Annotated in this window: 25 protein-coding genes and 2 pseudogenes; 18 read left to right on the forward strand and 9 right to left on the reverse strand. The window is 72.3% G+C overall.

What is annotated here, in order from left to right; all coding sequences use genetic code 11:
* Nucleotides 1-29 precede the first annotated feature (29 nt).
* From ABZ659_RS22570 to ABZ659_RS22605, 8 genes are all read left to right on the forward strand, one after another.
* Nucleotides 30-1,481, forward strand: a complete 1,452-nt coding sequence (locus ABZ659_RS22570) for a menaquinone biosynthesis decarboxylase (protein WP_360222915.1) — start codon at nt 30-32, stop codon at nt 1,479-1,481.
* Between the two features lie 79 nt (nt 1,482-1,560).
* A complete protein-coding gene (gene mqnP / locus ABZ659_RS22575; RefSeq protein ID WP_360222918.1) occupies nt 1,561-2,472 on the forward strand; it encodes a menaquinone biosynthesis prenyltransferase MqnP in 912 nt (303 codons plus the stop codon).
* 49 nt (nt 2,473-2,521) lie between these two features.
* Nucleotides 2,522-3,190: a UbiX family flavin prenyltransferase gene (locus ABZ659_RS22580; RefSeq protein WP_360222921.1), complete on the forward strand. Its 669-nt coding sequence runs from the start codon at nt 2,522-2,524 to the stop codon at nt 3,188-3,190.
* 62 nt (nt 3,191-3,252) lie between these two features.
* Nucleotides 3,253-3,708, forward strand: coding sequence for an Lrp/AsnC family transcriptional regulator (locus tag ABZ659_RS22585; RefSeq protein ID WP_360222924.1), 456 nt, complete (start codon nt 3,253-3,255; stop codon nt 3,706-3,708).
* Nucleotides 3,709-3,758: 50 nt separating this feature from the next.
* Complete coding sequence (gene mqnE, locus ABZ659_RS22590) at nt 3,759-4,922, forward strand: aminofutalosine synthase MqnE (protein WP_360222927.1); 1,164 nt, start codon at nt 3,759-3,761, stop codon at nt 4,920-4,922.
* 7 nt (nt 4,923-4,929) lie between these two features.
* On the forward strand, nt 4,930-5,454 hold the full coding sequence (locus ABZ659_RS22595) for a GNAT family N-acetyltransferase (protein ID WP_360222930.1): 525 nt from the start codon (nt 4,930-4,932) through the stop codon (nt 5,452-5,454).
* 92 nt (nt 5,455-5,546) lie between these two features.
* Nucleotides 5,547-5,849 (forward strand): DUF4229 domain-containing protein, encoded by a 303-nt coding sequence (locus tag ABZ659_RS22600; RefSeq protein WP_360222933.1) that lies wholly within the window; start codon nt 5,547-5,549, stop codon nt 5,847-5,849.
* Nucleotides 5,850-5,909: 60 nt separating this feature from the next.
* Nucleotides 5,910-6,569 carry a TetR/AcrR family transcriptional regulator gene (locus ABZ659_RS22605; RefSeq protein ID WP_360222936.1) on the forward strand — a complete coding sequence of 220 codons (660 nt, stop codon included), beginning with the start codon at nt 5,910-5,912 and terminating at the stop codon, nt 6,567-6,569.
* A gap of 92 nt (nt 6,570-6,661) precedes the next feature.
* Here ABZ659_RS22605 and ABZ659_RS22610 read toward each other — a convergent pair whose 3' ends face one another.
* Together ABZ659_RS22610 and ABZ659_RS22615 are read right to left on the reverse strand one after the other, a co-directional pair.
* On the reverse strand, nt 6,662-7,510 hold the full coding sequence (locus ABZ659_RS22610) for a MaoC/PaaZ C-terminal domain-containing protein (protein WP_360222939.1): 849 nt from the start codon (nt 7,508-7,510) through the stop codon (nt 6,662-6,664).
* On the reverse strand, nt 7,510-8,817 hold the full coding sequence (locus ABZ659_RS22615) for a 3-oxoacyl-ACP reductase (RefSeq protein ID WP_360222942.1): 1,308 nt from the start codon (nt 8,815-8,817) through the stop codon (nt 7,510-7,512). Before ABZ659_RS22615 ends, ABZ659_RS22610 begins: the two co-directional genes overlap by 1 nt.
* 299 nt (nt 8,818-9,116) lie before the next feature.
* Here ABZ659_RS22615 and ABZ659_RS22620 point away from each other — a divergent pair, with 299 nt between their 5' ends.
* Nucleotides 9,117-11,075: an AMP-dependent synthetase/ligase gene (locus ABZ659_RS22620; RefSeq protein WP_360222945.1), complete on the forward strand. Its 1,959-nt coding sequence runs from the start codon at nt 9,117-9,119 to the stop codon at nt 11,073-11,075.
* Here the strand turns inward: ABZ659_RS22620 and ABZ659_RS22625 are convergent.
* Genes ABZ659_RS22625 through ABZ659_RS22635 form a run of 3 tightly spaced genes read right to left on the reverse strand, consistent with a single transcriptional unit; the run spans nt 11,072 to nt 12,769 of the window.
* The gene (locus ABZ659_RS22625) at nt 11,072-11,761 is read right to left on the reverse strand and encodes a class I SAM-dependent methyltransferase (protein ID WP_360222948.1); all 690 of its coding nucleotides are present in this window, start codon (nt 11,759-11,761) and stop codon (nt 11,072-11,074) included. The genes ABZ659_RS22620 and ABZ659_RS22625 overlap by 4 nt on opposite strands.
* 37 nt (nt 11,762-11,798) lie before the next feature.
* Nucleotides 11,799-12,113: an AzlD domain-containing protein gene (locus ABZ659_RS22630; protein ID WP_360222951.1), complete on the reverse strand. Its 315-nt coding sequence runs from the start codon at nt 12,111-12,113 to the stop codon at nt 11,799-11,801.
* Nucleotides 12,110-12,769, reverse strand: coding sequence for an AzlC family ABC transporter permease (locus ABZ659_RS22635; protein WP_360222954.1), 660 nt, complete (start codon nt 12,767-12,769; stop codon nt 12,110-12,112). The genes ABZ659_RS22630 and ABZ659_RS22635 overlap by 4 nt, the downstream gene beginning before the upstream one ends.
* 108 nt (nt 12,770-12,877) lie before the next feature.
* On the opposite strand from ABZ659_RS22635, the gene ABZ659_RS22640 reads away from it, so the two are divergent.
* Entirely contained in the window at nt 12,878-13,474 is a 597-nt protein-coding gene (locus ABZ659_RS22640; protein ID WP_360223071.1) for an XRE family transcriptional regulator, read from the forward strand.
* Between the two features lie 113 nt (nt 13,475-13,587).
* On the opposite strand, the gene ABZ659_RS22645 is transcribed toward ABZ659_RS22640, so the two are convergent.
* On the reverse strand, nt 13,588-13,791 hold the full coding sequence (locus tag ABZ659_RS22645; RefSeq protein WP_004984723.1) for a cold-shock protein: 204 nt from the start codon (nt 13,789-13,791) through the stop codon (nt 13,588-13,590).
* A 424-nt stretch (nt 13,792-14,215) separates the two neighbouring features.
* Between ABZ659_RS22645 and ABZ659_RS22650 the strand changes: the two genes are divergently transcribed.
* The 6 genes and pseudogenes from ABZ659_RS22650 (at nt 14,216) to ABZ659_RS22675 (ending at nt 19,921) form a co-directional block, all read left to right on the forward strand.
* On the forward strand, nt 14,216-15,064 hold the full coding sequence (locus ABZ659_RS22650) for a menaquinone biosynthesis protein (RefSeq protein ID WP_360222957.1): 849 nt from the start codon (nt 14,216-14,218) through the stop codon (nt 15,062-15,064).
* 85 nt (nt 15,065-15,149) lie between these two features.
* Nucleotides 15,150-16,886 (forward strand): serine/threonine-protein kinase, encoded by a 1,737-nt coding sequence (locus ABZ659_RS22655; RefSeq protein ID WP_360222960.1) that lies wholly within the window; start codon nt 15,150-15,152, stop codon nt 16,884-16,886.
* Nucleotides 16,887-16,956: 70 nt separating this feature from the next.
* On the forward strand, nt 16,957-18,156 hold the full coding sequence (mqnC, locus tag ABZ659_RS22660) for a cyclic dehypoxanthinyl futalosine synthase (RefSeq protein WP_360222963.1): 1,200 nt from the start codon (nt 16,957-16,959) through the stop codon (nt 18,154-18,156).
* Between the two features lie 13 nt (nt 18,157-18,169).
* Nucleotides 18,170-18,634 (forward strand): hypothetical protein, encoded by a 465-nt coding sequence (locus tag ABZ659_RS22665; RefSeq protein WP_360223074.1) that lies wholly within the window; start codon nt 18,170-18,172, stop codon nt 18,632-18,634.
* 57 nt (nt 18,635-18,691) lie between these two features.
* A pseudogene (locus tag ABZ659_RS22670) lies at nt 18,692-19,220 on the forward strand (acyltransferase); the annotation flags it as partial.
* On the forward strand, nt 19,217-19,921 hold the full coding sequence (locus ABZ659_RS22675; RefSeq protein WP_360222966.1) for a demethylmenaquinone methyltransferase: 705 nt from the start codon (nt 19,217-19,219) through the stop codon (nt 19,919-19,921). The pseudogene ABZ659_RS22670 and the gene ABZ659_RS22675, both read left to right, overlap by 4 nt.
* Before the next feature lie 179 nt (nt 19,922-20,100).
* On the opposite strand, the pseudogene ABZ659_RS22680 reads toward ABZ659_RS22675, so the two are convergent.
* Nucleotides 20,101-20,606, reverse strand: a pseudogene (locus tag ABZ659_RS22680) (GNAT family N-acetyltransferase).
* Between the two features lie 98 nt (nt 20,607-20,704).
* Here ABZ659_RS22680 and ABZ659_RS22685 point away from each other — a divergent pair.
* The gene (locus ABZ659_RS22685; protein WP_360222969.1) at nt 20,705-21,988 is read left to right on the forward strand and encodes a geranylgeranyl reductase family protein; all 1,284 of its coding nucleotides are present in this window, start codon (nt 20,705-20,707) and stop codon (nt 21,986-21,988) included.
* Between the two features lie 9 nt (nt 21,989-21,997).
* Here ABZ659_RS22685 and def read toward each other — a convergent pair whose 3' ends face one another.
* Both def and ABZ659_RS22695 read right to left on the reverse strand, forming a co-directional pair.
* Nucleotides 21,998-22,624 (reverse strand): peptide deformylase, encoded by a 627-nt coding sequence (def, locus tag ABZ659_RS22690; RefSeq protein WP_360222972.1) that lies wholly within the window; start codon nt 22,622-22,624, stop codon nt 21,998-22,000.
* A gap of 191 nt (nt 22,625-22,815) precedes the next feature.
* The gene (locus ABZ659_RS22695; protein WP_360222980.1) at nt 22,816-23,652 is read right to left on the reverse strand and encodes a C40 family peptidase; all 837 of its coding nucleotides are present in this window, start codon (nt 23,650-23,652) and stop codon (nt 22,816-22,818) included.
* 724 nt (nt 23,653-24,376) lie between these two features.
* On the opposite strand from ABZ659_RS22695, the gene ABZ659_RS22700 reads away from it, so the two are divergent.
* Nucleotides 24,377-24,736, forward strand: a complete 360-nt coding sequence (locus tag ABZ659_RS22700; RefSeq protein WP_086791863.1) for an NADH-quinone oxidoreductase subunit A — start codon at nt 24,377-24,379, stop codon at nt 24,734-24,736.

A 24,736-nucleotide genomic window follows, 5' to 3' on the forward strand; every position in this document is an offset into this window, starting at 1 on the left:
AGGGTAGCCCCTCGGGGATACTTGTCCGCATGGCTTACGACGATCTTCGCTCGCTGCTCAGGGCCCTGGAGCGAGAGGGCGACCTCAAGCGCATCAAGGCCGAGGTGGATCCGTATCTGGAGGTCGGGGAGATCGTCGACCGGGTGCAGAAGTCCGGCGGTCCGGCGCTGCTCTTCGAGAACGTCAGGGGCTCGGCGATGCCGCTGGCCATGAACGTCTTCGGCACCGACCGCAGGCTGCTGAAGGCGCTCGGACTGACGTCGTACGACGAGATCTCCGAGCGGATCGGCGGGCTGCTGAAGCCGGAGCTGCCGCACGGGTTCGTCGGGGTGCGGGAGGCGTTCGGGAAGCTCGGCGCGATGACGCACGTACCGCCGAAGAAGGTCAGGGACGCTCCGGTGCAGGAGACCGTGCTGACCGGGGACGACGTCGACCTGGAGCGGCTGCCCGCGCTGTTCACCTGGCCCAAGGACGGCGGGTCCTTCTTCAACCTGGGCCTGACCCACACCAAGGACCCCGAGTCGGGCGTCCGCAACCTCGGTCTGTACCGGCTCCAGCGCCACGACCGGCGCACGATCGGGATGCACTGGCAGATCCACAAGGACAGCCGCAACCACTACCAGGTCGCGGCCCGGCGCGGGGAGCGGCTGCCGGTCGCCATCGCCTTCGGCTGCCCGCCCGCCGTCTCCTACGCCTCCACGGCGCCGCTGCCCGGGGACATCGACGAGTACCTGTTCGCCGGGTTCCTCGCGGGCAAGCGGATCGAGATGGTCGACTGCAAGACGGTGCCGCTCCAGGTGCCGGCGCAGGCGGAGGTCGTGCTGGAGGGGTGGCTGGAGCCCGGCGAGATGCTGCCCGAGGGGCCGTTCGGGGACCACACCGGGTTCTACACGCCGCAGGAGCCGTTCCCGGCGCTGACCATCGACTGCGTGACGACGCGGAAGCGGCCGTTGCTCCAGTCGATCGTCGTCGGTCGGCCACCCACGGAGGACGGGCCGCTGGGGCGGGCGACGGAGCGGTTCTTCCTGCCGCTGCTGAAGATCATCATCCCGGACATCGTGGACTACCACCTGCCCGAGGCGGGCGGCTTCCACAACTGCGCGATCGTCTCGATCGACAAGAAGTACCCCAAGCACGCGCAGAAGACGATGCACGCGGTCTGGGGCGCGCACATGATGTCCCTGACGAAGCTGATCATCGTCGTGGACAGCGACTGCGACGTCCACGACCTGCACGAGGTCGCCTGGCGGGCGCTCGGGAACACCGACTACGCCCGGGACCTGACCCTCGTCGAAGGTCCCGTCGACCATCTCGACCACGCCTCCTACCAGCAGTTCTGGGGCGGCAAGGCGGGCATCGACGCGACGCGGAAGTGGCCCGAGGAGGGGTACACGCGCGACGGGGGATGGCCGGACATGGTGGAGTCGGACCCGGATACGGCCGAACGGGTGACGCGGCGTTGGAAGGAGTACGGACTGTGAGGTGGCAGGTCATTATGGCGAAGAGCAGCGCGGAGACGGGGTTTCCCCGCCACCGCGGGGGTGATCCGGAGTACGGCCTGTGACGACCTCCGCGGCCTCAGCGGCGCTCCCGCAGCAGCCGGGGCGTACGAAAGCCTTCCTGCGCCTCGTGATGATCGAGCACTCCGTCTTCGCGCTGCCCTTCGCCTACATCGCCGCGCTCACCGCGATGTACGAGTGGGACCGGAACATCCACTGGGGCCGCCTGCTCCTGGTCACCCTCGCCATGGTCGGCCTGCGCACCTTCGCGATGGCCGCCAACCGGATCATCGACCGCGAGATCGACGCCCGGAACCCGCGCACCGCCCACCGCGAACTGGTCACCGGCGCGGTGTCGGTCCGGCACGCGTGGACCGGCGCGCTGGTCGCCCTGGTGGTCTTCCTCGGCGCGGCGGCGCTGCTCAACCCGCTCTGCCTGGCGCTCGCGCCGGTCGCGGTGGTCCCGATGGTCGTCTACCCGTACGGCAAGCGGTTCACGGACTTCCCGCAGGCCATCCTGGGGCTGGCCCAGGCGATGGGGCCGGTCGGCGGCTGGCTGGCGATCAGCGGGTCCTGGTCCTGGGACGCCGTGATCCTGGGGCTGGCCGTCGGCGTCTGGATCGGCGGCTTCGACCTGATCTACGCCTGTCAGGACGTCGACACCGACCGGGAGACCGGCGTCCGCTCGGTCCCGGCCCGGTTCGGCGTCCCGGCGGCGATCTGGGGGGCGCGGGCCTGCCACGTGGTGACGACGGCGCTGTTCGCCTGGTACGCGGTGGCGACGGACGCGGGCGTCTTCCTCTGGCTGGGTCTGCTGGTGGTGGCCGGTGCGTTCGTCTACGAGCACTCGATCGTCCGGCCGCACGACCTGTCCCGGGTGAACCGTGCCTTCTTCAGCGTCAACGGTTTCATCGGCATCGCCCTGTTCGGGTGCGCGCTGCTCGATCTGCTGGTCCGGGGTCTGACGGTCTGAGGGGCGCACCCGTCCTCAGGTCGGGTCACCGCGCCGGTAGGCTCGTGATGTGAACGCAGGAGAAACGCAGCGCGTGCCTTGGATCGTGGGGGTCTCGGGAGCGTCCGGGACGCCGTACGCGGCTGCCGTGCTGCGGGCGCTGCTCGCGGCCGGGGAGAGCGTCGACCTGGTCGTCAGCCGGGCCTCGCGGCTGACCCTGCTCGACGAGACGGGCATCTCGTTCCGGGACGCCCACTGGCGGGAGGACCTGGCCGCGTGGCTGGCCCGGGGCGCCGACGGCAAGCCGGGGACGTTCACCGTGGACCTGTCGGACGTGCGGTACTGGCGCGCCTCCGACCTGGCGGCGGGGCCGTCGTCGGGGTCGTACCGGGCCAGGGGGATGCTGGTCGTGCCCGCCTCGACGGCGTGTGTCGCGGGGGTGGCCCTGGGGCTGTCCAAGGACCTGTTGCAGCGGGCGGCGAGCGTGACGCTGAAGGAGCGGCGCCCGCTGGCCGTCGCCGTGCGCGAGTCGCCGCTGACCGGTCAGACGCTGCGCCACCTGGTCGCCCTGGACGACGCCGGGGCGGCCGTCGTCCCGACCTCGCCCGCCTTCTACGCGGGCGCCACGCACATCCAGGACCTCGTCGACTTCGTCGCCGGGCGGGTGCTGGACACGGTCGGTGTCCCGCACCGGCTCTACGACCGCTGGAAGGGCGAACTCGGCGGGCCCCGCGCCTGAGTCCCTCCTCCCTCCCCTCCCCTTCTCTTACCCGACTCTCTCCAGTGGAAGGCATCGATCGCATGGACGCGGTGGACAGGCAGCTCATCCAGGCCCTGAGGGAGAACGGCCGGGCCTCGTACGCGGAGCTGGGGCGCCTCGTCGGACTGTCGGGCCCCAGCGTCACCGACCGGATCAACCGGCTGGAGGCGGCCGGTGTCATCACCGGTTACCGGGCCACCGTGAACGCCGCCTCGCTGGGCCTCGGCGTCACCGCCCTGATCGGCATCTCGCTCTCCGACGCCACCGACCACGAGGACGTGGCGCGCCGGATGCGGGACCTCCCCGAGATCGAGGACTGCTGGTTCATCGCCGGTGAGGACTCGTACATGCTCAAGGTGCGCGCGAACGACGTGGACGGCCTGGAGCGGATCATCCGGCGGCTGTCGGTAACGAAGGGCGTCTCCCGGACCCGTACCACCATCGTGCTCTCCACGAAGTGGGAGAACCGCGTGGGTGAGCTGCCCGAAGAGGTGTGACGGGCGGGGCGTACGGTGGGTCGGAACCGGTTTCTTCAGAGAGGTGTCGCATGGACGTCGGGCTCAAGCGGGAGCTGGAGGAGAAGGTCCGCTCCGGTGAGCGGCTGACCCGCGAGGACGGCATCGCGCTGTACGCGTCGGACGACCTGGCCTGGCTGGGCGGCCTCGCGCACGAGGTGCGGACGCGGATGAACGGCGACGTCGTCCACTTCAACGTCAACCGCCACCTCAACATGACCAACGTGTGCACGGCGTCCTGCGCCTACTGCTCGTTCCAGCGCAAGCCGGGCGAGAAGGACGCGTACACGATGCGCATCGAGGAGGCGGTGAAGCTCGCCCAGGAGATGGAGGGCGAGAACCTCACCGAGCTGCACATCGTCAACGGGCTGCACCCGAACCTGCCGTGGCGCTACTACCCGCGCTCGCTGCGGGAGCTGAAGGCCGCGCTGCCGGACGTGTCCCTGAAGGCGTTCACCGCGACCGAGATCCACCACTTCGAGACGATCTCCGGGCTGAGCGCGAGCGAGATCCTGGACGAGCTGATCGACGCGGGGCTCGAGTCGCTGACCGGCGGCGGCGCGGAGATCTTCGACTGGGAGGTGCGGCAGCACATCGTCGACCACCGCACCCACTGGGAGGACTGGTCGCGCATCCACCGGCTGGCGCACGAGAAGGGTCTGAAGACCCCGTGCACCATGCTGTACGGCCACATCGAGGAGCCCCGGCACCGGGTGGACCACGTGCTGCGGCTGCGGGAGCTCCAGGACGAGACCGGGGGCTTCCAGGTCTTCATCCCGCTGCGCTACCAGCACGACTTCGTCGACATGAAGGACGGCAAGGTCCGCAACCGGCTCCAGGCCCGGACGACCATGGCGACCCCGGCGGAGGCGCTGAAGACGTTCGCGGTGTCGCGCCTGCTGTTCGACAACGTGCCGCACGTGAAGGTGTTCTGGGTGATGCACGGGCTCCAGACCGCGCAGTTCGCGCTCCAGCACGGGGCGGACGACATGGACGGGTCGGTCGTCGAGTACAAGATCACGCATGACGCGGACCACTACGGCACCCCGAACAAGCTGACCCGCGACGACCTGCTGGAGCTGATCCGGGACGCTGGGTTCCGGCCGGTGGAGCGGAACACCCGGTACGAGGTCATCCGGGAGTACGACGGTCCGCGGGCCGGGGTCCGTGAGGCGCCGCAGCCGATGCGGGTGTGAGCACCGGATGCCGCTCGCCTTCACCCTCGACCCCGCCGTCACCCCGGACCTGCGCGACGGCGTCCTCGGCATGTGGGCGGACGTGACCAACGCGGGCGGGGCGGTCGGGTTCGTACCGCCCGTGGGCCCGGAGGCGATCCGGCCGGAGCTGCTGAAGCAGCTCACGGCGATGGCGGAGGGGCGCAGTCGGCTGGTCGTCGGCCACGACGAGACCGGGCGGCTGGCCGCCTCCGCGTTCCTCACCTTCAACACGCACCGGCTGATGACCCACTGGGCGTGGCTCTACACGGTGATGGTGCACCCGCGGTACCAGGGCCGGGGGTACGGCCGTGAGGTGATGGCCGCCGCCGCCGACGCGGCCCGCGCGGTCGGCGGGGTCGACGCGATCCGGCTGACCTGCCGGGGCGGGCTCGGTCTGGAGCGGTTCTACGCCTCCTGCGGTTACCAGGAGGTCGGGCGGGTGCCCGACGCGATCCGGGTGGCGCCGGACGACCTCCGGGACGACATCACGATGCTGCTCACGCTGCGCTGACGGACCCCCGTCCGAGACCTCCCGGTCCCCGTGCTTCACTGGACGGTGGAAAACGCGGTCGAAATGTTCCGGTGAAGGAAGAGTGGATTGAGATGCTCCGCTACACGCTGATGCGCCTCGGTGTCTTCGTGGGCTGCCTCCTGGCCGTCTGGGGCCTCGTCTACTCCGGCGTCGCACCGCGCGGTCTCGGGGACTCCAACGGCATGTGGGTGCTGCTGCTCTCCCTGGTCGTCTCCGCGCCGATCAGTTTCGTGGTGCTGCGCAAGGAGCGGGACCGGGCCTCCGAGCAGATCGTGCGCAAGGTCGACCGGGTCAAGGCCGACATGGAGGCCAACCGCAGCCAGGAGGACCTGGCCGACGACGCGGCGCGGGCGGCGCAGGGCCAGACGTCCTGAATCCCCGCGGACGGTCCTCGCGGGTACGGGACACGGGTGCGCGAACCGTAGTCTTTCCCCATGGGTGCCGTGAAGACCAAGCGGATGCCGCGTGCCGTCCGTGAACAGCAGATGCTGGACGCCGCCGTACGGATCTTCGGGCAGCGGGGGTACATGGCGGCGTCCATGGACGACATCGCCGAACTCGCGGGCGTGTCCAAGCCGTTGGTGTACCTGTACCTGAACTCCAAGGACGACCTCTTCACCGCCTGCATCCGCCGTGAGGCGACCGCGCTGGTCGCCGCCGTGCGCTCCGGCGTGGCCCCGGAACGGCCCGCCGACCGCCAACTCTGGGACGGGCTGCTGGCGTTCTTCACGCACACCGCCCGGCACCCGGACGCCTGGAGCGTGCTGCACCTCCACGCCCGTACGCACGGGGAGCGGTTCGCCGCCGAGCTGACGGCGTTGCGCGCGGAGATCGTCGCCTTCGTGACGGGGCTCATAGCCGCCGCCGCGCGGGAGGCCCACCGGGACCCCGACCTGCCCGAGCGTGAGGTGGCCGGGCTCGCGGAGGCGCTGGTCGGGGCCGCCGAGTCGCTCGCGGACTGGGCCAACGCGACGCCGGGCGTCACGGCGCGGCAGGCGGCGGCGACGCTGATGAACTTCGCCTGGGCGGGCCTCGGCAGCCTGATGCGCGGCAGGCAGTGGACCCCGCCGCCGCCCGAGCAGCCGCACGCCTAGGCGGTCAGTGGACCCTGCCGCCGCCCGAGCAGTCGCACGCCTAGGCGGTCAGTGGACCCCGCCGCCGCCCGAGCAGCCGCACGCCCAGGCGGTCAGTTCACGTACCCCGTCAGGTGCACCCGCTCCCCGCCGCGCAGTTCGAACCGTCCCTCGTCGTCCGCCGTGTACCGCACCACCCCCGGCAGCGGCACCGGCGCCCGGAACTCCGCGCGGACCCGTACCGCCTCCGCCGTGCCGTGGGCGGCCAGGCAGCGGGCGACGGTCCACATGCCGTGGGCGATGGGGCGCCGGAAGCCGAACGGGCGGGCGGTGAGGGGGTGCAGGTGGATGGGGTTGCGGTCGCCGGACACCGCGCCGTACCGCCGGCCCAGGTCGGCGCCGAGCCGCCACTCCGCGCGGGTGGGCAGCGTACGCCGGAGCGCGGGGAGCGGGGGCGCGGCGGAGTCGCCGTCGGCGGGGGCGGCGGGGCGGTGGTGCCGGGAGAGGTAGGTGCTGGAGGACTCCCACACGAGTTCCCCGTCGCGCTCCATCTGGGTCACGACCGTCGCCTGCGTGCCGCGGCGGTGCGAGGCCAACTGGTCGACGTACACGGAGATGTCGTACGTGCCGGTGGCCGGGAGGGTGGCGTACCGGGAGACCGCGAGCGTGGTGTGGACGAGGCCGAGCAGCGGCAGCGGGAAGTCCCGGCCGCTCATCAGGCTCATGGCGAGCGGGAAGCCGAGGACGTGCGGGTAGGTCAGGGGCAGCGCGTCGTCGCCGGGGGCGGGGAAGCCGCACACGCGCTCGTACGCCGCGAGCCGCGCGAGGTCGACGCGCACGCCCGGCAGCACCAGCCGGGTGCGGGGGAACGCGGCGCCGGAGCGGGGGCGTTTGAAGGGCGAGAACAGGGCGCCGCGGGCGAGCAGCGGCGCGAGGGCCGGGGCGTCGTTGAGGAGGATCACTACGCCCCCAGCAGACTCTGGCCGCAGACCCGGACCACCTGTCCGTTGACGGCGCCCGACGCGGGATGGGCGAGCCAGGCGACGGTCTCGGCGACGTCCTCGGGACGCCCGCCCTGCGCGAGGGAGTTCATCCGGCGTCCCGCCTCCCGGAGGAACAGCGGGACCGCGGCCGTCATCCGGGTCTCGATGAAGCCCGGCGCGACCGCGTTCACGGTGACGCCGTGCGCCTCGCGGGCCCGGGGCGCGAGGGCGCGGACCAGTCCGGCGACGCCCGCCTTGCTCGCGGCGTAGTTGGTCTGCCCGGCGTTCCCGGCGAGGCCCGCGATGGAGGCGGTGGCGACGATCCGGCCGCCGGGGCGCAGGGCGCCGTCCGCGAGCAGGGCGTCGGTGGTGCGCAGCACGCTCGCCAGGTTGACGTCGAGGACGGAACCCCAGCGCGCGGCGTCCATGTTGACCAGGCGCCGGTCGCGGGTGACGCCCGCGTTGTGCACCAGCACGTCGAGGCCGTCGGGCAGCGCGGCGGCGATCCGGTCGGCCGCGTCGGCGGCGGTGACGTCCAACGCGAGGGCGGTGCCGCCGAGTCGGTCCGCGAGCCGCTCGGCGTCCGCCCCGGCCGACGGCACGTCGAGGACGACGACCCGGGCGCCGTCCCTGGCCAGCGTCCCGGCGACGGCGGCGCCGATGCCGCGGGCGGCGCCGGTGACCAGGGCGGTGCGGGGGCCTTCCGGGTGGGGCGCGGCGGGGGTGGGCCCGACCTCGATCACCTGGCCGCTGACGTACGCCGACTTCGGCGAGAGCAGGAAGCGGAGGGTGGACTCGGCGGCGGCCGGGTCGGTGAGCCGGACGAGGTTGACGGTCCTGCCGCGGCCGATCTCCTTGCCGAGGGAGCGCGTGAAGCCCTCCAACGCCTGCTGGGCGGCGGCCTGGTGGTGGTCGGCGGGGTCGAGCGGGGCCCCGAGGACCAGCACCCGGCCGCTGGCCGCCACCGACCGCACGACGGGGTGCAGGGCGGCGTGCACCCCGGCGAGCGCGGTCACGTCACGGACGCCGGTGGCGTCGAGGACGACGGCGGCGACGGGCGCCGTGGCGTGGTCGTCCGCGGGCTTGAGTCCCGTACGGGCGAGGACGGCGCCGAGGTCGGGAGCGGGTGTGCCGCCGCCTGCCACCAGGTGGCGCAACGTGCCCTCCAGCGCGGGCCGTTCCGGTGACCAGCGGCTGAGCGGTACCGGCTGGGGCAGTCCCAGGCGCCGGGTGAGGAAGCGGCCGGGCGCGGTGCCGGTGAAGCTCAGATAGCGGTCGGCTGCCATGGGCGACTCCAGCTTGTGGGGACCGGTCTCTCGTCCTTACCTCCGAGTAAGGTTACCGTAGGTAAATCTCCGGGGCGTACGGGGTGACGGCCGCGCCCGCACCCCCGGGGACTGCACACGCCCGTCCCCGGACCCGCCCCTTACCCGCACGTACTCCCCACCCGGGAGCCGTACGATCACGCTGCCGACCTGCGGCACGCGTCGTCCCCGCGACCCGCGGCCGGTGAACGCCGCCGTACCCCCGCCGCGTACCTCATGCCGCGGAGCAGTACGCCCGCCGGAAGGCCCCTGGAGTCGCCATGCCCCTCTCGTACTCGTCCTCCTCGCCCGTGCCGTCCGACCCCACCGGTCCGTCGCCGGAGCTGGACTACGACCCCGACGGCGGCCCGGTCCTGGTGGAGCCGGAGATCCGGCGGCTGGACGGCGAGGTACGCGAGGTGGCCGTACCCCCGCTGGTGCCGCCCGTGTCGCACGGCTCGCTGGCCGACCTGCCGTTCGAGAACGCGGCCGTGGCGCCGGACCATCGGGTCGTCAGCCGCCGTGACCGGCAGGGGAGTTGGTCGGACCTGACGGCGGCGGAGTTCGCGCGCGAGGTGCTCGACCTGGCCAAGGGGCTGATAGCGGAGGGGCTGACACCGGGCGACCGGATCGCGGTGATGGCACGGACGTCGTACGAGTGGACGCTGCTCGACTTCGCCGCCTGGGCCGCCGGACTGGTGACGGTCCCCGTCTACCCGACCTCGTCCGTCTTCCAGGTCCGGTGGATCCTCCAGGACGCGGGCGCGGTCGCCCTGGTCACCGAGACCGCCGGCCAGGCGGCGGCTCTCGGCCCCGAACTGGGCCACCTGCCCGACCTGCGGCACCTGTGGGTCATCGAGAAGGGGCACGTGCGGCGGCTCACGGAGCTGGGCGGGCCGGTGCCGGACCAGGAGGTCGACGTACGGCGCGGGGTGCTCGGCCCGGACACGCTCGCCACGCTCGTCTACACCTCGGGGACGACCGGCCGCCCCAAGGGGTGCGCGCTGACGCACGGCAACTTCCTGGCCGAGGTCGACAACGCGATCGAACTCCTCTACCCGGTCTTCCGGGCCCGCACCACCGCCGAGCCGTCCACCCTGCTCTTCCTCCCCCTCTCCCACGTCTTCGGGCGGATGGTGGCCGTGGCCTGCGTCCGCGCCCGGGTCCGGCTCGGGCACACGCCCAGCATGAAGGCGGAGGACCTGATCGCCGACCTCGCCGCGTTCCGGCCGACGTTCCTGCTGGCCATCCCGTACATGCTGGAGAAGGTCTACAACAGCGCCCGCGCCACCGCCGAACGCGGCGGCAAGGCCGGCGCCTTCGCACGCGCCGCCAAGGTGGCCCGCCGCCACGGCGAGGCGGTGGAGGCCCGCAAACAGGGCACGGGTCCCGGCCCCGGCGCCGGTCTGAAGGCGGCCCGTGCCCTCTACGACCCGCTGGTCTACCGCCGCATCCGGGGCGCCCTCGGCGGCCGGGTCCGCTATCTGATCTGCGGCGGCTCACCGCTGGGCCGGGACCTGGCGGCCTTCTACGCGGGCGCGGGCATGGAGATCTACGAGGGGTACGGCCTCACCGAGTGCACCGGCGCCGCGACGGTCACCCCGCCCCTCAGACCTCGGCTCGGCACGGTCGGCTGGCCGCTGCCCGGCACCCGCGTCCGCATCGCCGCCGACGGGGAGATCCTGCTCTCCGGCGGCCAGGTGTTCCGCGGCTACTGGGACCCGCACGCGGGCGGCGTCGTCCCGGCCGCCCCCGACGGCTGGTTCCCGACCGGCGACATCGGCCGCCTCGACGACGAGGGCTACCTCACCATCACCGGGCGGAAGAAGGAGATCCTCATCACCGCGGGCGGCAAGAACGTCGCCCCGGCCCCGCTGGAGAACCGGCTCCGCAGCCACCCCCTGATCTCCCAGTGCCTGGTCCTCGGCGACCGCCGCCCCTACGTCACCGCCCTCATCACCCTCGACGTCGACGGCGCCAACCACTGGCGCCAGATGAACGGCCGCCCCCCGGCCCCACCCGAGGACCTCGCCCGGGACGAGGAACTGCGCGCCGTCCTCCAGCGCTCCGTCGACGAGGCCAACAAGATGGTCTCCCGCCCCGAGTCCATCCGCCGCTTCACGATCCTCCCCCACGACTTCACGGAGACGGCGGGCCACCTGACACCGTCGATGAAGCTCCGACGCGAGGCGATCCTGCGCGACTTCACGCGGGAGGTGGAGGCGATGTACGGGAGTTAGGGGGCGCCTGCCGGGCCGGAGTCCGTCTTCCGGGCGATCAGGAACGCGTGGGGGGTCGTCTCCGCGAACGCCTCCTCCGGCTCCCGCACCGCCCGCGTCCGGAGCGTGAACCCGGCCGCGGTCAGCAGCTCCGCCATCCGTTCCGGGCGGCGGCGCAGGAAGTCCAGGGTGACCGGGTGGCCGTAGGGGCGGTCGAGACGGCGGGGCTCGTCGCCGACCTGGAAGGCGAGGAAGAGGTGCCCGCCGGGGGCCAGCACGCGGTGGAACTCCGCGAACAGCTCCGGCAGTTCGTCCACCGGGGTGTGGATGGAGGAGTAGTACGACACCACCCCCGCCAGGTGGCCGTCCGGCAGGTCCAGCGCCCGCATCGACCCCTGTTCGAAGCGCAGGTGCGGGTAGGCGCGCCGGGCTGTCGCCACCATCGACGCCGACAGGTCGAGCCCGGACACCGGCAGCCCCAGGTCGGCCAGGTACGCCGTGACCCAGCCGGGCCCGCAGCCCAGGTCGGCCACCGGTCCCGCGCCGACGCCCACGAACTCGGCGAAGGCGGACAGCAGCGCCCGGTCCACCGGCCGCGCGGCCAGGCCGTCGCGGAACTGGTCGGCGTAGTCCTCGGCGATGGCGTCGTAGAAGGCGCGGGTGCTGGTCTCGGTGGGGGCGTCGGGGGTCGTGGAGTCGGTGGTCACGGGGGCACCGTAGTCGCTGCCACTGACAGCGGCCCCGCTACTCCACGCCCAGCGCCCGCAGTACCGCCGTCGCCCCCGCCGCGCCGAGGACGACCACCGCGAACGGCGCCCGGCGCCACGCCAGTACGCCCCCCGCCAGCACCCCCGCCGGACGCGCCCACCCGGCGAAGCCGCCGCCCTCGGTCAGCGCGCCCGTCGCCAGCAGCGCCACCAGCAGCACCACCGCGCCGGCGGACAGCAGCTCCCGTACCCGCACCGGCAGGACCACGCGCCCGTGCAGCACCGGACCCACCAGCCGGAAGGCGTACGTCCCGACCGCCAGCGCCAGGATCACCGCGACCGTCGCGCTCACGCCGCCCGCTCCCGTCGCGCGTACGGTGCCAGCCCGGCCAGGGCCAGCAGCACCGGCACCCCCGCGGGAACCGCCGGGGTCACGGCCAGCGCGAGCGCCGCGCCGGGCAGGGCGGCCCGGCGTACGGCCCGGTCCTCGCGGAGGGCGGGCAGGACCAGGGCCACGAGGACGGCGGGGAAGGCGGCGTCCAGGCCGTAGCGGCCGGTGTCCCCGAGCGCGCTGCCCGCCAGCGCGCCGACCAGGACGCCCGCGTTCCACACCGCGAACAGTCCGAGCCCGGAGATCCAGAAGGCGGCCCGGCGCCGGGCCGGGTCCGGCTGGGCCAGGGCGAAGGCCACCGTCTCGTCGGTGACCAGGTGCGCGCCGAGGAGCCGGGCGAGCCGTCCCGACCCCAGGGTGTCGGCGACGGCGAGGCTGAAGGCGGCCGTGCGGGTGTTCAGCAGCAGCCCGGTGGCCGCCGCGGCGAGCGGACCGCCCCCGGCCAGCAGCACACCGACCGCGCTGAACTGGGCCGAGCCCGCGTAGACGACCAGCGACATCACCACCGGCACCCATACCGGCAGCCCGCCGGTCACGGCGATCGCCCCGAAGGACACGCCCACGACCCCGCTCGCCAGCCAGACCAGGGAGGCGTCACGGACGAGGGGTGCCATCATGGGGACGACCGAGGGTGTTCGGAGTAGCGAACGCATGTTTCACAGAATGAACGCGAGCGACGGCGTTCGTCAAGGCGAACGAATGGGATGGTGCAGCGAACGATGGCTATGGCTGGCGGTACCGGCGACGGCACGGGCGGGGCCTCGGCGCCGCCCTCGCGCCTTCCCCTGGAGTGGATCGCGGCCTCACTGCGGCGCGAACGCACCCGCGCGGGCCTCTCGCTCTCCGAGCTGGCCAAGCGCGCCGGGATCGCCAAGTCCACGCTGTCGCAGCTGGAGGCGGGGGCCGGGAACCCGAGCGTGGAGACCCTGTGGGCGCTCGGGGTCGCGCTCGGGGTGCCGTTCAGCGCGCTCGTGGAGCCGCCCGCGCCCGCCGTGCGGGTGATCAGGGCGGGGGAGGGGCTGTCCGTCGCCTCCGAGCAGGCGAACTACGTCGCCACGCTGCTCTCCGCGAGCCCGCCCGGCGCCCGCCGGGACATCTACCGGCTACGGGCGGAACCCGGCGCGGCGCGCGAGTCCGAGCCGCATATTCCGGGGTCGGTGGAACACCTCGTGGTCGGCGCCGGTCGGCTGAAGGCCGGTCCGCGCGGTGAAGAGGTCGAGTTGGGTCCGGGAGATTACCTGAGTTACCGGGGGGATGTGGCCCATTCGTATGAGGCGCTGGTACCCGGTACGGCTTTTGTGCTGATCATGCAGCATGTGTGAGCCCGGGGGAATTCCTTTTCGGCGGCTGGCCGAAAAGGGCAGGAGCCCCGTCGCCGTACTGGACGGCGCGGGGCTCCTTGGGTACTGCACTCGTTCCCGGATCGGAGGATCGATCAGACCGGGGTGACGTTCTCCGCCTGCGGGCCCTTCGGGCCCTGGGTGACGTCGAAGGACACCTGCTGGTTCTCCTCAAGGGACCGGAAGCCGGTCGCGTTGATCGCGGAGTAGTGGACGAAGACGTCGGGGCCGCCGCCTTCCTGGGCGATGAAACCAAAGCCCTTTTCGGCGTTGAACCACTTCACGGTTCCGGTAGCCATAAGCCCTCCTTGGGCCCAAAGGGTTGCCCTGCTCCAGAACCAGCAAGTGTGAAGATATTTGCATTCTGCACAACTGCATCCGTCTAGGAACGACTAGAGCCTGCGGTCACATGCTCCGCAGGCTCTGTACTGCAAGGGAAACCAAACTGCAACTTGCGGCGAGCCTAGCACGCGCGCACGGGAATGCAATAGAGGGCAAGATCACGTCACCCGGATGTTTGAACGGAGGCGTGTGATGCTGACGTGGCGATCATCTGCCCCCGCAGCCCCCGCAGCCCCCGCAGCCCCCGCAGCCCCCGCCGACCCGGGAGGGTGCACCCTACCGCACAGGGTCAGCGCCTCCCCGGCGTGCCAGACCGAGGGCGTCGACGGGCAACGTGGGGCAGGCCGGCCTGGCGCGCCGGGCAGGCGCTAGCCTCCCGATGTGGACATTTCTCGCACCCGGCCGCGCGTCGGTCACATCCAGTTCCTGAACTGTCTGCCCCTGTACTGGGGGCTCGCCAGAACGGGCACGCTCCTCGACTTCGAGCTGACGAAGGACACCCCGGAGAAGCTCAGCGAGGGACTGGTGCGGGGAGACCTCGACATCGGGCCCGTCACCCTCGTCGAGTTCCTCCGCCACGCGGACGAGCTGGTCGCCTTCCCCGACATCGCCGTCGGCTGCGACGGGCCGGTGATGTCCTGCGTGATCGTCTCGCAGGTCCCGCTGGACCGCCTCGACGGCGCCCGGGTCGCCCTCGGCTCCACCTCGCGCACCTCGGTCCGGCTCGCCCAGCTGCTGCTGGCGGAACGGTTCGGCGTCCAGCCCGACTACTACACCTGCCCGCCCGACCTCAGCCTGATGATGCAGGAGGCCGACGCCGCCGTCCTCATCGGCGACGCCGCCCTGCGCGCCAACCTGGTCGACGGGCCCCGCTTCGGGCTCGACGTGTACGACCTGGGGGCGCTGTGGAAGGAGTGGACCGGGCTGCCGTTCGTCTTCGCGGTCTGGGCGGCGCGGCGCGACTACCTGGAGCGGGAGCCGGTCATCACCCGCCAGGTCCACGAGGCGTTCCTCGCCTCCCGCAACCTCTCCCTCGAAGAGGTCGACAAGGTCGCCGAACACGCCGCCCGCTGGGAGGAGTTCGACGAGGAGGTCCTCGCCCGCTACTTCACCACCCTCGACTTCCGCTTCGGCGCCCCGCAGCTCGCGGCCGTCGCGGAGTTCGCCCGCCGGGTGGGGCCGACGACCGGCTTCCCGGCGGACGTGGCGGTGGAGCTGCTGCGGCCGTAGCGGAGGGCGCCAGCCCGGGGCGGGGCTTATACCCTTCCGGGCAGTGCGGGGAAAACGGGGGAACATCCGGGGGAAGGGGGCGGTCATGCAACCGCTCGGTGCCGACGAGCCCACCACCGTGGGGCCCTACCGGCTGCTCGGCCGACTCGGCTCCGGAGGGATGGGACGCGTCTACCTGGGCCGCAGCGCGGGCGGCCGGACCGTCGCCGTCAAGATCGTGCACCCGCACTTCGCGCTCGACGAGGAGTTCCGCGCCCGCTTCCGGCGGGAGGCAGAGGCGGCGCGGCGGGTCGGCGGCGCCTGGACCGCGCCGGTCCTGGACGCCGACCCGGAGGCGCCGGTGCCGTGGATCGCCACGGCCTACGCCGCCGGACCCTCCCTCACCGCCGCGGTCACCGACGGCGGTCCGCTGCCCGCCGCCTCGGTGCGGGCGCTGGGCGCGGGCCTCGCCGAGGCGCTGGTGGCCGTGCACGACCTGGGGCTCGTCCACCGGGACGTGAAGCCGTCCAACGTCCTGCTCACCCTCGACGGCCCCCTCCTGATCGACTTCGGCATCGCCCGCGCCACCGACGGCACCGCCTCCCTCACCTCCACCGGCGTCTCAGTCGGCTCGCCCGGCTACATGTCGCCCGAGCAGATCCTCGGCAAGGGCGTCACGGGCGCCGCGGACGTCTTCTCCCTGGGCGCCGTCCTGGCCTACGCCGCGACCGGCGCGCCGCCCTTCCCCGGGGACTCCTCCGCCGCCCTGCTCTACAAGGTCGTCCACGAGGAGCCCGAACTGGGCGCCCTGAGCGGGGAGGTGCGGGAACTGGCCGCCGCCTGCCTGGCGAAGGACCCGGCCGCCCGTCCCACGCCCCGCGACATCGCCGCGCGGCTCGCTCCCGAGGGCGCCGCCCGGCTGGTCGGCGGCGGGTGGCTGCCGGGGGCGCTGGTCGAGCAGGTCAGCCGGAGCGCCGTACAGCTGCTGAACCTGGAGGCCGCGGCGGCCGTGGACGGCGGGTCCGCCGGGGGTGGGGTGCCCGCCGGGGACGGGGCGTCCGCTTCCGGGCCGGTGGGGTTCAGCAGTCCGGCCGTGGGGGTGACGACGGACGGGAGTGTCGGGCAGGGGCAGTTCGGGCCTCCGCCGGTGATGCCCACGGGGTATCCGCCCGCCTACGCGCCGGCACCGCCGCCCGGCTCCCCTCCCACGGGGCCCGGTGCCGCGCCCGCCGACCGGCCCGGCAAGCTCGCGGTCACCGTGTCGGCGTCCGCCGCGCCCGGCGCCGGCGGACGGGGACGGCGACTGAGCTGCACGGTCGCGCTCGCGGTGGCGGGGGCGGTGGCGGCCGTGACGGTCGGGTCGGTGTTCGTGTTCGACCTGCTGCCGGGCGGCGGCAGCCAGGACACGGCCGACAGCGGGCCGCCCACGGGCACCGGGCCCCCGACGGCGAGCGAGAGCGCCCCCGCGGGGTCGGGCGGCGGCGCGGCCGAGGTGCCCGACCGCTACCTCGGCACCTGGGAGGGCGCGGGCACCGCCCTCGGCGGCACGCTGCCCATGGGCACCTTCCGGGTCACCGTGCGGCAGGCCGAGGTGGGCGAGGAGGTCGGCCGGGTGCGGAACACCGATCCGGTCGGCGGCGTCTGCACCGACGTACTGACGTTGAAGCAGGTGGACGGCGAGCGGCTGGTGGCGCGTGCCGTCGGGGCCGAGGGGAACCGTTCCGTGTGCAGCCAGGCCCCGCACACCGTGACGCTCACCCCGGTCGGCGACGACCTGCGGTACGAGTCGGACAGCTCGGACTCGGGCCAGCCGGAGGCCAGGATGTCCAGGGTGGGGGAGTAGGCGGGCGCCGGAACCGGCTGGCGTAGGCTGGGCCGGTCTGTCCACAACCCTTGACGAAAGGGACGCTTCGGTGACCGAGAAGGCCGACCTCCAGTCTGTGCTCGACCGTGCCGCGGCCGGTGGGCGGATCACGCCCGAGGAGGCGCTCGCGCTCTACCGCGACGCCCCGCTGCACGCGCTGGGCGCCGCCGCCGACGCCGCGCGCCGCCAGCGGTACGCGGGCGTGGAGCACATCGCGACCTACATCATCGAGCGGAACATCAACTACACGAACGTGTGCGTCACGGCGTGCAAGTTCTGCGCCTTCTACGCGCCGCCGAAGGACACCGCGAAGGGCTGGACCCGCGACCTCGACGACATCCTGCGCCGGTGCGCGGAGACCGTCGAACTCGGCGGCACGCAGATCATGTTCCAGGGCGGCCACCACCCGGACTACGGAGTCGAGTACTACGAGAAGCACTTCGCCGCGATCAAGGCGGAGTTCCCGCAGCTCGTGATCCACTCGCTGGGCGCCTCCGAGGTCGAGCACATGGCCCGGATCTCCAAGGTGGGCGTCGAGGAGGCGATCCGGCGCATCCACGCCGCCGGGCTCGACTCCTTCGCCGGTGCCGGTGCCGAACTGCTGCCGGAGCGGCCCCGCAAGGCCATCGCCCCGCTGAAGGAGAGCGGCGAGCGCTGGCTGGAGATCATGGAGACGGCGCACGACCTCGGGGTCGAGTCGACGTCCACCATGCTGATGGGGACCGGCGAGACCAACGCCGAGCGCATCGAGCACCTGCGGATGATCCGCGACGTACAGGACCGGACCGGCGGCTTCCGCGCCTTCATCCCGTACCTGTACCAGCCGCAGAACAACCACCTGAAGGGCCGTACCCAGGCCACCATCTTCGAGTACCTGCGGATGATCGCCGTCGCCCGGCTCTTCTTCGACAACGTCGCCCACATCCAGGGCTCCTGGCTCACCACCGGCAAGGACGCGGGCCAGCTCACCCTGCACTACGGCGCCGACGACCTCGGTTCGATCATGCTGGAGGAGAACGTCGTCTCCGCGGCCGGTGCCAAGCACCGCTCCAACCTGATGGAGATGATCGAGATGATCCGCGGCGCCGACCGGGTGCCCGCCCAGCGGTCCACGACCTACGAGCACCTGCACGTCCACGAGGACCCGGCCGACGACCCCGTCGACGGGCGCGTGATGTCCCACATCTCCTCCACCGCCATCGAGGGCGGCACCGCCCATCCCGAGCTGAAGCTGCTGGCTTCCAACTGACCAGGTGCTGACCATCCACGCCGCCGACCTGGTGGTCGGCGGTTCCGGGGAGCTGTCGGGCGGTGCCGGGGGTCTGAAGGACGGCGCCGTCGCCGTCGACGGGGCGCGGATCGCCGCCGTCGGGACGCTCACCGAGCTGACCGCGCGGTTCCCGGGCGCGCGGGTGCGGCGGTGGCCCGGCGTCCTCGGGCCCGGCCTCGTCCACGACGGTCCGCTGCCGGACGCGCCCTCGCCGCGCGAGCGGGTGCACGCGGTGCTGAAACGGGGGGCCACGGCGGTCCTCGCCGCGTACGCGGACACGGCCGAGCTGCGCGGGGCGGCCGAGCGGAACGACGTGCGGGTGGTGGCCGGGAACGCGTCTCCCGGTCCGCTCGACGCGGGCGGGCGCGCCGATCTCGCCGTCTTCGCCGGGGAGTACGGGGTGGGGGAGGCCGTCGCCACGGTGTGCGCGGGGCGGTTGGTGCACCGGCGGCGGTGAGCGTACGGCGGGCTCCGTGCCGGTTCTCCGGGACGCCACGGCCGAGTCGCCGATGGCTACCTCTGGTTCGTCCTCCTCTCCCCACCGCCGCTGTGGCCGTTCCGGCGGGCCCCGGTCGCGGTGCTCGGCCTCTCCCTCGTGCCGGCGCTGGTCCTCACCTTCGCCGGGCAGCCGCCGGACGACCGCCTCGGCACCGGCCTGTGGGACCTGGCGACGTACCTGTGCCGCTGGCTCGTCGGCTCCGCCCACCGCGCTCGGCTACGGCGGCTGGTACGCGCTGGCCCACCAGGCCGAGTACGGCGGCTACGACCTCGACGACGACCCGCTCGCGCAGGCCTCCTGGTCGGCGGGGTTCGTGACCCTGCTGAGGTACGCCAAGGCGTGGTCCGACCGGTTCTGGGAGGTCCCCGCCTTCGAGGTTCATCTGCCGCTGGGGAGCCAGTGGTTCGTGTTCGGCGTGGCGTGGGTGCTGATCGGGGCGTTCGTGCTGCTGTGCGGGTGGGTGGAGGACGTGGCGGCGCGGAAACCGCCGCGCCTCCTCCCGGGCGGTCCGGCCGTGACCCCTGCTGCAAGAATGGCTCCGTGACCCGCGCATCCCTGGAAAAGCAGCCGCACGAAGTCGCCTCGATGTTCGACGACGTCGCGGAACGGTACGACCTGACCAACGACGTGCTGTCCCTCGGCCAGGACCGGCGATGGCGCAAGGAGGTCGCGCGGGCGGTCGACGCCCGGCCCGCGCAGAAGGTCCTCGACCTCGCGGCGGGTACGGGGACCTCCTCCCTGCCGTTCACCCGCGCGGGCGCGTACGTCGTGCCCTGCGACTTCTCCCTCGGGATGCTCCAGGTCGGCAAGCGGCGCCAGCCGTGGATGCCGTTCACCGCGGGTGACGCGACGCGACTGCCGTTCCGGGACGACACCTTCGACGCGGTGACGATCTCCTTCGGGTTGCGCAACGTCCAGGACACGGACGCCGCGCTGCGCGAGATGTACCGGGTGACCCGGCCCGGGGGGCGCGTGGTCATCTGCGAGTTCTCCCACCCGACGTGGGCGCCCTTCCGCACGGTCTACACCGAGTACCTGATGCGCGCCCTGCCCCCGGTCGCCCGCGCGGTCTCCTCCAACCCCGACGCGTACGTCTACCTGGCCGAGTCCATCCGAGCCTGGCCCGACCAGCCCTCCCTCGCGGACCGCCTACGCGGGGCGGGGTGGTCGAGCGTGGCCTGGCGCAACCTGTCGGGTGGCGTGGTGGCCCTGCACCGAGGCTTCAAGACCCAGCCGTCGAAGTAGCGGGTCCGCTCATCCGCTCATCCGCGGGCAGCCGTGCCGTTGGGGCGGCTCCCGGCCCAAGGAGCGGCACCCCGTGGCGCCGGGCCGCCCCGTGGGGCCGGGCCGCCCCGTGGGGCCGGGTCGCGCTATCCACCCCCGGCACGCGCAGGTGTCGTTCCGTAGCCGACGACTACCGTCCGTCACAACGCGAGCCGATAGCAGTGCCCCTGCTGCTGACTGCTCGGCGTCATGAACGTCTCGGCGAGCCGCATACCCAGCCGCCGCGTGACCGCTATCGACCGCGCGTTGCGGGCGTTGACCATCGCCACGACCTCCGACACCCCCGCCGCCCGCACCCGTTCCAGCGTCTCCCGGGCCGCGGCGGCGACGTACCCTTGCCCCAGTGCTCCCGCCCGAGCCGCCAGCCGATCTCGATCTCCCCCTTTGGGCCCCACTCCCACGGCCAGGGTTGGGCGCCGGTGAAGCCGACGACCCGGTCCTGCTCGTCCAGCATGGTCCACAGGCAGAACCCGTGCTCCGCGTCATGGCGGCGCTGGCGCGCGGTCAGCTCCTCGTAGACGGACAGTTCCGCGGACCGGCCGCCGTGGAACTCCATGACGTCCGGGTGGTCGAACACCCGGTGCCAGGCGACGGCGTCCTCGTCGGTGGGAACGCGCAGCCGCACTACAGGGAGGGTTCGGTTCACGAGGGCAGCCCTTCAGCCGGTTGATCAATTCTGCTGAATAGACTGCCCATGTCCAGTGCCGGTCGGCACTCAGATTTCGAACTTGGGGAGATCCCGCCGTGGCCGAGTCTCTGACGGACAACACCGCCGATGTGATCGTCGTGGGCGCGGGCCCGGCTGGATCCACGACGGCCTACCACTTGGCCAAGGCGGGACTGAACGTACTGCTGCTGGAGAAGACCGAGTTCCCCCGGGAGAAGGTCTGCGGCGACGGTCTCACCCCGCGCGCGGTCAAGCAGCTCGTGGCGATGGGCATCGACATCTCGGAGGAGGCGGGCTGGCTGCGCAACAAGGGCCTGCGCATCATCGGCGGCGGCGTCCGCCTCCAGCTGGACTGGCCGGATCTCGCCTCCTTCCCCGACTACGGCCTCGTCCGCAAGCGCGACGACTTCGACGAGCAGCTCGCCCGGCAGGCCCAGAAGGCGGGCGCCCGGCTGCACGAGCGCTGCAACGTCGGCGCCCCGATCGTCGACGACCGCACCGGCCGTATCACCGGCGTGCACGCCAAGATGGGCGAGGAGAAGCGCGAGGTCACCTTCCACGCGCCCCTCGTCATCGCCGCGGACGGCAACTCCACCCGCCTCTCGCTGGCGATGGGCCTGCACCGCCGCGAGGACCGCCCGATGGGCGTCGCGGTCCGCACGTACTTCACGTCCCCGCGCCACGAGGACGACTACCTGGAGTCCTGGCTGGAACTCTGGGACCGCCGCGGCCCCCAGGACCGCCTCCTGCCCGGCTACGGCTGGATCTTCGGCATGGGCGACGGCACGTCCAACGTCGGCCTGGGCGTCCTGAACACCTCCGACTCCTTCAAGGAGCTGGACTGGCGCGAGGTGCTGAAGGCGTGGTGCGCGTCCATGCCGGAGGAGTGGGGCTACACCCCGGACAACATGACCTGCCCGATCCGCGGCGCCGCCCTCCCGATGGCCTTCAACCGCCAGCCGCACTACACGCGCGGGCTGCTCCTCGTCGGCGACGCGGGCGGGCTCGTGAACCCCTTCAACGGCGAGGGCATCGCGTACGCCATGGAGTCCGGCCAGCTCGCCGCCGACGTCATCGTCCAGGCGCACGCGCGGGCGACTCCGGCCCAGCGGGAGGCCGCGCTCCAGCGCTACCCGCGCGTGCTCAAGGACACCTACGGCGGCTACTACACCCTCGGCCGCGCCTTCGTGAAGCTCATCGGCAACCCGAAGGTCATGCAGATCGCCGCCCAGCGCGGTCTGACCCACCCGATGCTGATGAGGTTCACCCTGAAGCTGCTCGCCAACCTGACGGACCCCACGGGCGGCGACGCGATGGACCGCATCATCAACGGCCTGAGCAAGGTGGCCCCGAAGGCGTGAGCGGGGCTCCTACGCGCTGAGCGCCTCGACGTTGGCGGCCCGGCGGGCGAACACCTCGTCCCGCCGGTCCGCGACCTGCCGCAGGGCCAGCTTCCGCTCCCGCGCGGAGAGCCGGTCCAGGTACACCTGACCGTCCACGTGGTCGGTCTCGTGGGCGAGGCACCGCGCGAAGTACCCGGTGCCCTCGATGACGAGCGGGGCGCCGTCCCTGTCGTACCCGCGGACGACGGCCCGGTCCGGACGCGGCACCGCCATGATCGCGCCCGGCACCGACAGACAGCCCTCGCTGTCGTCGACCAGCCGCCGCCCGGCCGGGTCCAGCGGATCGAGCACCGGGTTGACGATGTGCCCGACATGTCGGACACCGTCGTCGTCCGGGCAGTCGTAGACGAACAGCCGCAGGGCGACGCCCACCTGATTCGCCGCCAGTCCGGCGCCCTCGGCGATGTACATCGTCAGGAACATGTCGTCGATGAGCGCGGCGAGGTCGGGACCGAACTCCGTGACGTCCCGGCAGGGCTTGTGCAGCACCTGATCACCGACCTCGGTGATCCGCCGCACCGAACCGCGCCGGGCCTCGGGCGCCAGCGGCGGGTAGGACTCGACGGGCCGTCCCTGCAGGAAGACGCTGGGCATCGCTGCCCCTCCTTCTCTCTCCCGCGGTCCCGCCACCGTGGCGGGACCGTCGGGCAAGAGAGTGCGGGGGCCGACCGGCAGGGCGCAACCGGCGGTACGGCGGAGGGGCCGCTGCCCCCGAGCGGCTGCGGCCCCTGCCTGTGGCGCCTGGTGGCGCGTCGGCACGCGTCCGGTGCCGTGTGTGTCCCGGGTCAGAGCACCCGGACCGCGCCCGACGCCGGGTAGCCGGAGAGGTCCTGGATGACGACGCCCTTGGAGGGGTTGGCCGCGTCCAGGTACTGGCCGTTACCGATGTAGACACCCGTGTGGTACGCGGAGCCCTTGCCGCCCCAGTACAGGATGTCCCCGACCTGGAGGCCGGAGAGGGAGACCTCGGTGCCGGCCATCGACTGGTCCTGGGAGACCCGGGGGAGGTCCACGCCGACCTGGCGGAAGGCGGCCTGGACGAGGGCGGAGCAGTCCCAGGCGTTGGGGCCGGTGGCGCCCATGACGTAGGCGTCGCCCACCTGTGCCTTGAGGAAGGCGATGACCGTCGCCACGCTGCCGCTGGCGGGCGCGGTGACGGTGGTGCCGGTGTCGGTGCTGGCCGTGAGGGTGACGCGCTCGGCGTCACGGGCGGCGCGCTCCGCGGCGGCCTTGCGGGCGGCCTCAGCGGCCTTCTTCTTGGCCTCGGCCTTGCGCTTCGCCTCGGCGAGGTCGGCCTTGGCCTCCTTCGCGGCCCGCGCGGCGGCCGCGTCACGCTCGGCCTCCAGCTCGTAGTTCGCGGCCGCCAGTTGGGTGGCGTCCGCGGACTCCGCGACCTGAGCGGCCAGGTCAGCCGTCAGGACGGGCAGTTCCAGGGTCTGCGTGACCGGCTCGGCGGCGCTCGCCGCGGCCGACGCGCTGGCCACTGCCACGGTGCTGAGGATGCCACCGGCAACTCCGGCCCGCATCGCGATCTTCGACGACGCGTTGCGGCGGGGTTTCCGGTGGCTGGGTATGTGAGCGGTGTGGGACATGGGACCAACGGGTATCAGGGGCTCCTCCATACCTTCAAGAAACGTGGTCTGCGCCACAATTGTTCAAAGGGCCCCTCGAACGTCGGGCGTGTCGCCCTTTATTGACGCCGTAACGGACATTGCGGACGCAGGTGATCAAGCCTGTGATCACGGGCTTTCGTCGATACGCCCTAATTGCCCGCTGCCTACCACTCGTTGCGTTCGTTGGCCAAGCCCGCTTTTCCTCCGCCTCTCGCGAATGTGGCGGAGGTCACGGAACGGTTACCGGAGGGGTCGCGTCCCGCGCGCGTGTCGAGCGTGCGTCGGGAGTGTGCCGACTTCGTGAACGCGTGCACGCGTTCACACCCTTCCGCGTGACCCCCGTGGGTTGTGAACGCGGGCCACTATCAGCGCCGCCCGTCCATCTCCAATTTGCATGTAGCGGAACCATCTTGATATTGAGACACCCCCTCCGAGCTGCGCTGACTTGCGAATATGTCACCTCTGGTGATCACTCAGATGCTTCGGGTGTGAAGATCACCGCTCATCCGACTTCATGATCCTTCGTCAGGTGGTGGAGATCACAAAGGTTGTGTAATACCCCGTGTCGCAGATCACAGACCCACGGGCATAAGATGCGAGGCAACTGGGCTTGTGACCTGCTTCACATGTTCTCGATCTTCGCCGGGACGGGCGGGGTTTGTGGGACTGACGGGGCGGATGCGGGTCCGGTGAACCGCCAGCAGTCAGTGCCGACTGAGAGGAGCGAGGAGCGGTGAACGCGTATGCGCCCATCCTCGTACTGGGAGCCCTCGGGGCAGGCTTTGCGATCTTCTCCGTGGTCATGGCCACGCTGATCGGTCCAAAGCGGTACAACCGGGCCAGGCTCGAGGCCTACGAATGCGGTATCGAGCCAACCCCCACGCCGGCCGGCGGCGGGCGTTTCCCCATCAAGTACTACCTGACGGCGATGCTCTTCATCGTCTTCGACATCGAGATCGTCTTCCTCTACCCCTGGGCCGTCACCTTCGACGCCCTGGGTGTGTTCGGGCTCGTGGAGATGCTGCTGTTCGTGCTCACCGTCTTCGTCGCCTACGCCTATGTGTGGCGGCGCGGCGGCCTGGAATGGGACTGA

It is taken from the genome of Streptomyces sp. NPDC006997 (genome assembly GCF_040635175.1).
Classification (GTDB): Bacteria; Actinomycetota; Actinomycetes; order Streptomycetales; family Streptomycetaceae; genus Streptomyces.

Excerpts from the sequence above, each read along its gene's own strand:
- ABZ659_RS22570 (WP_360222915.1), top strand. The coding sequence starts at position 30 with ATGGCTTACGACGATCTTCGCTCGCTGCTCAGGGCCCTGGAGCGAGAG.
- ABZ659_RS22585 (WP_360222924.1), top strand. The coding sequence starts at position 3,253 with ATGGACGCGGTGGACAGGCAGCTCATCCAGGCCCTGAGGGAGAACGGC.
- mqnE (WP_360222927.1), top strand. The coding sequence starts at position 3,759 with ATGGACGTCGGGCTCAAGCGGGAGCTGGAGGAGAAGGTCCGCTCCGGT.
- ABZ659_RS22595 (WP_360222930.1), top strand. The coding sequence starts at position 4,930 with ATGCCGCTCGCCTTCACCCTCGACCCCGCCGTCACCCCGGACCTGCGC.
- ABZ659_RS22600 (WP_360222933.1), top strand. The coding sequence starts at position 5,547 with ATGCTCCGCTACACGCTGATGCGCCTCGGTGTCTTCGTGGGCTGCCTC.
- ABZ659_RS22605 (WP_360222936.1), top strand. The coding sequence starts at position 5,910 with ATGGGTGCCGTGAAGACCAAGCGGATGCCGCGTGCCGTCCGTGAACAG.
- ABZ659_RS22615 (WP_360222942.1), bottom strand. The coding sequence starts at position 8,817 with ATGGCAGCCGACCGCTATCTGAGCTTCACCGGCACCGCGCCCGGCCGC.
- ABZ659_RS22620 (WP_360222945.1), top strand. The coding sequence starts at position 9,117 with ATGCCCCTCTCGTACTCGTCCTCCTCGCCCGTGCCGTCCGACCCCACC.
- ABZ659_RS22635 (WP_360222954.1), bottom strand. The coding sequence starts at position 12,769 with ATGATGGCACCCCTCGTCCGTGACGCCTCCCTGGTCTGGCTGGCGAGC.
- ABZ659_RS22640 (WP_360223071.1), top strand. The coding sequence starts at position 12,878 with ATGGCTGGCGGTACCGGCGACGGCACGGGCGGGGCCTCGGCGCCGCCC.
- ABZ659_RS22645 (WP_004984723.1), bottom strand. The coding sequence starts at position 13,791 with ATGGCTACCGGAACCGTGAAGTGGTTCAACGCCGAAAAGGGCTTTGGT.
- ABZ659_RS22655 (WP_360222960.1), top strand. The coding sequence starts at position 15,150 with ATGCAACCGCTCGGTGCCGACGAGCCCACCACCGTGGGGCCCTACCGG.
- def (WP_360222972.1), bottom strand. The coding sequence starts at position 22,624 with ATGCCCAGCGTCTTCCTGCAGGGACGGCCCGTCGAGTCCTACCCGCCG.
- ABZ659_RS22695 (WP_360222980.1), bottom strand. The coding sequence starts at position 23,652 with ATGGAGGAGCCCCTGATACCCGTTGGTCCCATGTCCCACACCGCTCAC.